The sequence below is a fragment of the Kitasatospora sp. NPDC007106 genome, from assembly GCF_040634455.1.
GTDB lineage: Bacteria > Actinomycetota > Actinomycetes > Streptomycetales > Streptomycetaceae > Kitasatospora > Kitasatospora arboriphila.
Window position 1 is genome coordinate 1 of the sequence record NZ_JBEYFP010001351.1, and the last position, 1,189, is coordinate 1,189.

Here is a 1,189-nt window from a genome sequence, read left to right on the forward strand (position 1 = left end):
GGCTGAGCAGGCACAGCGCGCCTGACACCGCCGCACCTGCCCGGAAGAGAGGTCGTGGGACCAGCACGCTGGGCCTCCGGGGACGGGCCGGCCGCCGCAGCCGCGAAGCGCCCGGCCGGCGAGAAGAGGATGAGGCCGAGAAGACGGCCCACACCACCATCGCGGCCACGAGCTCCCGGGCAGTGGCCACCATGCCGATCGGCAGACGAGACCACCCCCGCGGAGCAACGACGCGCGGGCATCCGCGCCTGCGGGTCGAGCATCGGATCGCCGGTAGCTTCGGGTCGAAGGCGCCGGTGGTGAATCTCATCGCGCCCCCGACGCGCCCCGTGACACGGCCTCTCCCCACGGGAATCGTGCAACTACGGGAGTGATGCACCAGGATGCAGCGTCTCGCCGCCGAGACAGGAAGGACGTCCGTGACCTCCTCGTTCGTAGCCCGCTCCCAGCCCGCACCAAAGTCCGGCCGTGCGAGGGCCGTGGCTCCGATCACCCGTCAGGAGTGGCGGAGGCTGACCGGGACGGGCGGCTTCATCGTCGCCCTGCATGCCGTCGGCTGGGTCACGCTGGTTGCCGTCGTCGCCCCCTCGCACCACCTCGTCGGCACCAAGTCCTTCGGCATCGGCATCGGCGTCACGGTCTACGCCTTGGGCATGCGGCACGCCTTCGACGCGGACCACATCGCCGCGATCGACAGCACCACCCGCAAGCTCATGGACCAGCGCGAGCGACCCCTCTCCGTGGGTTTCTGGTTCTCCCCGGGGCACTCGGCCTGGACGGGGGACACGGGAGGGGAAGCGGCAGGGGAAACTGAACCGCACCGGCTTGGCTGGAGACTCTACGATGTGGCTGTGACCAGCGGTTTCGTGGCGGACAGGTAGTAGTTAGCTTCGTATTCGGCGGGTGGGACGTGGCCTATCTCACCGTGGAGTCGGCGATGGTTGTACCAGTCCACCCACTCGGCGGTGGCGAGCTCAACCTCGGAGAGCGTGCGCCAGGGCCGCTGGGGCTTGATCAGCTCGGTCTTGTACAGGCAATGCCACGGAGTTAACCCGTTGCCGCCCGTGGCAAGTTGATCAGTCGGGCGGGGCGTCCGGCAGCCATTCGGGAGCCAGCCGGTATCTTCCTCGCCCCTCTCTGACCAGCATGTGTTCTTCGGCCCAGCGATTGATCTGGGTGCAGAGGCTGC

2 pseudogenes are annotated in these 1,189 nt (G+C 68.6%); one reads left to right on the forward strand and one right to left on the reverse strand.

The annotated features are described in order from the left end of the window. Window positions 1-488: 488 nt before the first annotated feature. Window positions 489-770 (forward strand): annotated as a pseudogene (locus tag ABZ641_RS38410) (HoxN/HupN/NixA family nickel/cobalt transporter); the annotation flags it as partial. A gap of 68 nt (window positions 771-838) precedes the next feature. Here the strand turns inward: ABZ641_RS38410 and ABZ641_RS38415 are convergent. After that, a pseudogene (locus tag ABZ641_RS38415) lies at window positions 839-1,033 on the reverse strand (integrase core domain-containing protein); the annotation flags it as partial. Window positions 1,034-1,189 lie beyond the last annotated feature (156 nt).